Source organism: Halorubrum sp. AJ67 (assembly GCF_000513435.1).
On the sequence record NZ_CBVY010000002.1, the window covers coordinates 448605 to 453280 of the forward strand.

Annotated in this window: 6 protein-coding genes; 3 read left to right on the plus strand and 3 right to left on the minus strand. The window is 67.9% G+C overall.

The features are described 5' to 3' along the window. The first annotated feature begins 117 nt into the window (after nt 1-117). Nucleotides 118-1164 (plus strand): dipeptide epimerase, encoded by a 1047-nt coding sequence (locus BN903_RS03840; protein ID WP_048076437.1) that lies wholly within the window; start codon nt 118-120, stop codon nt 1162-1164. A 108-nt stretch (nt 1165-1272) separates the two neighbouring features. On the opposite strand, the gene BN903_RS03845 is transcribed toward BN903_RS03840, so the two are convergent. Together BN903_RS03845 and BN903_RS03850 are read right to left on the minus strand one after the other, a co-directional pair. Continuing rightward, on the minus strand, nt 1273-1461 hold the full coding sequence (locus BN903_RS03845) for a hypothetical protein (RefSeq protein WP_048076438.1): 189 nt from the start codon (nt 1459-1461) through the stop codon (nt 1273-1275). Nucleotides 1462-1597: 136 nt separating this feature from the next. After that, nucleotides 1598-2485 carry a PspA/IM30 family protein gene (locus BN903_RS03850; RefSeq protein WP_048076439.1) on the minus strand — a complete coding sequence of 296 codons (888 nt, stop codon included), beginning with the start codon at nt 2483-2485 and terminating at the stop codon, nt 1598-1600. A 181-nt stretch (nt 2486-2666) separates the two neighbouring features. On the opposite strand from BN903_RS03850, the gene BN903_RS16395 reads away from it, so the two are divergent. Next, nucleotides 2667-2807, plus strand: coding sequence for a hypothetical protein (locus tag BN903_RS16395; RefSeq protein ID WP_154018030.1), 141 nt, complete (start codon nt 2667-2669; stop codon nt 2805-2807). Between the two features lie 16 nt (nt 2808-2823). Continuing rightward, nucleotides 2824-3954, plus strand: coding sequence for a Gfo/Idh/MocA family protein (locus BN903_RS03855; protein WP_048076440.1), 1131 nt, complete (start codon nt 2824-2826; stop codon nt 3952-3954). Nucleotides 3955-3966: 12 nt separating this feature from the next. On the opposite strand, the gene BN903_RS03860 is transcribed toward BN903_RS03855, so the two are convergent. Then, nucleotides 3967-4434, minus strand: coding sequence for a type IV pilin (locus BN903_RS03860; protein ID WP_048076441.1), 468 nt, complete (start codon nt 4432-4434; stop codon nt 3967-3969). Between the last annotated feature and the right edge of the window lie 242 nt (nt 4435-4676).

Sequence of the window (4676 nt, forward strand, 5' to 3'; positions counted from 1 at the left end):
CGTCCCCGCGGCCGACCCGGTGCGTCACGGCGCGGACGCGATCGTCGACGCCGCGCTCGACGCCGGACTCGGGGTCGACGAGGGCGGGAACGGTGGCGACGAGGAGGCGGCCGACGAATGAGCCTCGACGCCGAGTTCGAGCGGGTCTCGATGCCCCTCGAAAACCCCTTCACCATCGCGCGGGGGACCCAGACGGCGGCCGAGAACGTGATCGTCCGGGTGACCGACAACGCGGGGATGACCGGCGTCGGCGGCGCGGCCCCCTCGTCGCACTACGGCGAGACCGCGGACACCGTCGAGGCGGTCATGCCGGACCTCCTCGACGCTGTCGAGCGGGTGGGAGATCCCCACGCGCTCCACGCGATCGAGTCCGAACTGCGCGCGGTCGTCGAGGGGAACCCCGCGGCTCGATGCGCCGTCTCGATCGCGGTCCACGACCTCGCGGCGAAGCGACTCGGCGTCCCGCTCCACCGCCTGTGGGGACTCGACCCGACCGACGCGCCGAAGACGTCGTTCACGATCGGCCTCGACGAGACCGAGCGCGTGCGCGAGAAGGCCGCCGACGCCGTCGAGGCGGGCCACTCGGTGTTGAAGATCAAGCTCGGCACCGACCGCGACCGAGAGCTGGTCGACGCGGTCCGCGAGGCCGCGCCCGACGCCCGCCTCCGCGTCGACGCGAACGAGGCGTGGACGCCGAAGGAGGCGGTACGGAAGGCCGACTGGCTCGCGGACCGCGACGTGGAGTTCGTCGAACAGCCCGTTCCGGCCGAAGAGCCCGAGGGGCTCCGGTACGTCTACGAGCGATCTCCCCTCCCGATCGCGGCCGACGAGTCCTGCGTGACCGTCGCGGACGTGCCGGCGATCGCCGACCGCTGTGACATCGCGAACCTGAAGCTGATGAAGACCGGCGGGCTGTTGGAGGCGCGCCGGGTGATCGCCGCCGCGCGGGCGCACGGCCTGGAAGTGATGTGCGGCTGTATGATCGAGTCGAACGCCTCCATCGCGGCCGCCGCACAGCTCGCGCCGCTCCTCGATTACGCCGACCTCGACGGCTCGCTGCTGCTCGCCGAGGACCCGTACGCGGGGATCGACCTGCCGGACGGCGAGATACGGCTCGCCGAGCAGGACCGCGCTGGGACCGGCGCGCGCCCGACCGGGAAGTAGGCAGAGGCCAGAACGGAGAACGGCTGTCGCGGTACGACCTACTCTTCGGAGATATTTCGATCCGAGACGGCGGGCGGTTTGAACGCGGCGGACGCAGCGGTCTCCCGATCAGTCACTCCGTTCGAATCTGTCCCTCATCCGTTTTTCGTGGTACTGCTTGAATCCGTAGAGCACGACACCGATACCCAACACGAACAGGCCGATCGGAACCCAGATCCAGGCGGCGCTCAGCAGGGCCAGAAAGAGGGGGATCGCGATCAGCAACCCACCGATCCAGATGAGATGCTTGGGGACCATCGCTACCGGAGGGTTCGTGTCCGATCGTATAAAATCCGTGGCGAGAGCGGATCTCTCTGTCGGATTTCCGGAACCGAGTGCGAACGTCTCGTCCCTCGTGGACGGGAACGGGGTCGCCGTGACGAGATTTGACGCCTCAGTTCCGCTTTTCGTCGGCGTCTGCCTCGGACTCCTCTAACTCGACGTCGAGCTCCTCGTCGAGGTCGCCGCCCGAGTCGTCGCTCAGATCGGCTTCGAGGTCGTCCGCGTTCATCTCGCTCTCGATGTCCTCCAGTTCGGCGTCGATCTCCTCGTCGCTCGCCTCGCTGTTTCCGCTCGCCGGCTCGCCTTTCCCGAGTTCGCCCTTGAGCGTCTCCAGTTCGGCGTCGACCTCGCTGTTCGTCGAGAGACCCTCCAGCTCGCGGTCGATGTCGTCCTTGTCGGAGAGCGCGTCCTCGAACGCGCCGGACTCTTCCAGCTCGTCCATCGCCTCGGCGCGGGCCTCCATCTCCTCGGTGCGCTCCTCGGCGCGTTCGATGGAGCGACTCACGTCCGACATCTCGTCGCCGACGCCGGTCATCGCCTCGGAGACGCGGGAAGAGGCCTCCGCGGCCTCGTAGCGGGCCTTCATCGTCTCTTTCTTCGTACGGAACTCCTCGATGCGGTTCTGGAGCTTGTTTTTCTTCTCGACGAGCTGGTCTTGGGTGTCGTTCAGCTTGGCGATCTGCCCTTCCAGCTCCTCGATCTGGGTCATCTTCGACTTCTTCTTTTCGAGCGCCTTCCGCGCGAGGTCGTCGCGGTCCTGCTGGACCGCCTCGCGGGCCTGCCGGTTGTGCTTCTCGACGTTCTCTTCGAGCTTGCGCTTTTGAATCTCCAGCCGTTTCTTCTGGGTCGTCAGGTCCGCGATCCCCTGTTTGACGTCTTGGAGTTCGTCACGCATCTGCTCGTACGAGTAGTCGAGCGACTCGGTCGGGTCCTCGGCCCGATTGAGGAGGGCGTTCACCTTCGAGCGGATGACGTAGGAGGCGCGAGAGAGGATTCCCATACCACCGTGTACGCGTCCCACCCGTTAAAACCTCATGCGGTTCGGCGCGGCGCTATCCCCTCCGACCGTCGTCTCAGGTGAGGAGCAACCGGGGCGCTTCGGCTCGGAACGCCGTGACCCGACCTCCGATTCGACACGATCTTCCTGAACACTTATTCGGCAGGTCGGTGTAGCCCCGCACATGGAGATCGGCGCGTTGACCGTTCCCCTCGGCGGCGAACCGATCGAGGACGCGGTCGCGTCCCCCGACGACCGCGGCGTCGACGTGTTGGACCGCGCCGTCTTCGAGACGGAACCGGGCGACGCGTACTGGGCGGAGTGAGACGGAGGACACACACATGACACAGAAACGGCTGAAGGTCGGCGTGCTGGGGTATCGATTCATGGGCAAGGCGCACTCGAACGCGCTCGCGCGGCTCCCGATGTTCTTCCCGGACGCGCCAGACGTTGAGCGGCACACGCTCGTCGGGCGCGACGAGGAGGCGCTCGCGGAGGCCGCGGAGCGGTTCGGCTTCGCGCACACCGCGACCGACTGGGAAACGGCGATAGACGAGGTGGACGTCTTCTACAACCTCGGCCCGAACCACGTCCACGCGGAGCCGTCGATCGCGGCCCTCGAAGCCGACGTGCCCGTCCTCTGTGAGAAACCCCTCGCGCCGACGCTGGAGGAGGCGGCGGCGATGCGCGACGCCGCGGCCGCGAGCGCCGTGACCGCGGGTACCGCGTTCAACTACCGGTTCGTCCCCGCGATCCGGTACGCGAAGGGACTGATCGAGGACGGTGAACTCGGCGAGATCCGGCAGGTCCGCGGGCGGTACCTCCAGGACTGGCTCGTCGATCCGGAGGCCCCGTGGGCGTGGCGGATGGACGCCGACATGGCCGGTTCCGGCGCGCTCGGCGATCTCGGCGCACACACGATCGACCTCGCGAACTTTCTCGTGGGCGAGGAAGTCAGCGGGATCGACCGCGTCTCGGGCCGGCTGACGACGTTCGTCGACGAGCGCCCGGTGTACGACGACGGCGCGGTCGCGGAGTACCGCGACGTGACGGTCGACGACGCCTACAGCGCGCAGGTCGCTTACGAGTCGGGCGCGACCGGGACCTTCGAGGCCACGCGGGTCGCCGAGGGCCACAAGAACGACCACACGATCGCGGTCCACGGCTCGAAGGGGAGCGTGAAGTTCTCCTTGGAGCGGCTCAACGAACTGGAGGTGCTCCGGGAGGGGAACCGCGGCTACGAGACGGTGCTGGTCACCGATGAGACGGATCCGTACGTCGACCGCTGGTGGCCCCCCGGACACGTGATCGGGTGGGAACACACGTTCGTCCACGAGAACTACGAGTTCCTCTCGGCGGTCGCCGAGGGCGAGTCGTTCGAACCGTCGTTCGCGGACGGGTACGAGGTTCAGAAGGCGCTCGCGGCGATCCAACGGTCCGACGAGCGCGGCGAGTGGGTCGCGGTCGAGTGAGCGAGGGGGGCCTCAGACGCCGATACCGCCGCCCGGCGTGCTGCCGCCGTTCTCCTCGCTCCACTCTTGGATCGCCGAGTCTTCCCCGTCGTAGCTGCCGAGCGTCTCCCGGGTGTCGAACGCGATCGGCTCCCAGACGATGTCGAAGTTCTCGTTGCCGGTAGCGTTCGGCACGGGGACCCGATCGCCCGGTCGGACCACTCCGTCGCCGGGCCACGCGCCAAACTGGACGTTCCCGTCCGGGTCCTCGCCGCGGACGTACAGCTCCTCGGCGGGGACGGGGTCGGGTCCGAGCGCGACGATGACGAGTTCGCCGTCCTCCTGTGTACCCTCGAACTCGGCGTCCGGCGGGGCGACGCCGTCGATGAGACCGAACACCGCCGCGCCGACGATCGCCAGCAGCAACACGACGACCCCGACGAGCAGCCCCGTGCCCGCCAGCGGGGTGAACCCTCGCTCGTCGTCTCGGAACGCAGCCATTCGACCGTCAGTCAGACGGCACCGGTATAAGCGTTTACGCGCCGCAAATCAGATCTGATAAGCTTAGAGGCGACCGGGGGCCGACCGAGACCAGCACCCACGGAGCGAACCGGAAGCGGGTTATTCCGCGCGACCGAAGTGTATCCGTGACGTCTCGGACAGGCGATTCGACGGGCGGTCGCCCGCGCGGGCTGCGTGGCAGTCGGGCGCACGTGGGCCGAGGTGCTCGTTCGGCCGCGGCG

What these genes read in the sequence shown, in the direction of transcription:
- BN903_RS16395 (WP_154018030.1), top strand. Translation starts at nt 2,667, where the DNA reads ATGGAGATCGGCGCGTTGACCGTTCCCCTCGGCGGCGAACCGATCGAG.
- BN903_RS03860 (WP_048076441.1), bottom strand. Translation starts at nt 4,434, where the DNA reads ATGGCTGCGTTCCGAGACGACGAGCGAGGGTTCACCCCGCTGGCGGGC.
- BN903_RS03855 (WP_048076440.1), top strand. Translation starts at nt 2,824, where the DNA reads ATGACACAGAAACGGCTGAAGGTCGGCGTGCTGGGGTATCGATTCATG.
- BN903_RS03840 (WP_048076437.1), top strand. Translation starts at nt 118, where the DNA reads ATGAGCCTCGACGCCGAGTTCGAGCGGGTCTCGATGCCCCTCGAAAAC.
- BN903_RS03845 (WP_048076438.1), bottom strand. Translation starts at nt 1,461, where the DNA reads ATGGTCCCCAAGCATCTCATCTGGATCGGTGGGTTGCTGATCGCGATC.
- BN903_RS03850 (WP_048076439.1), bottom strand. Translation starts at nt 2,485, where the DNA reads ATGGGAATCCTCTCTCGCGCCTCCTACGTCATCCGCTCGAAGGTGAAC.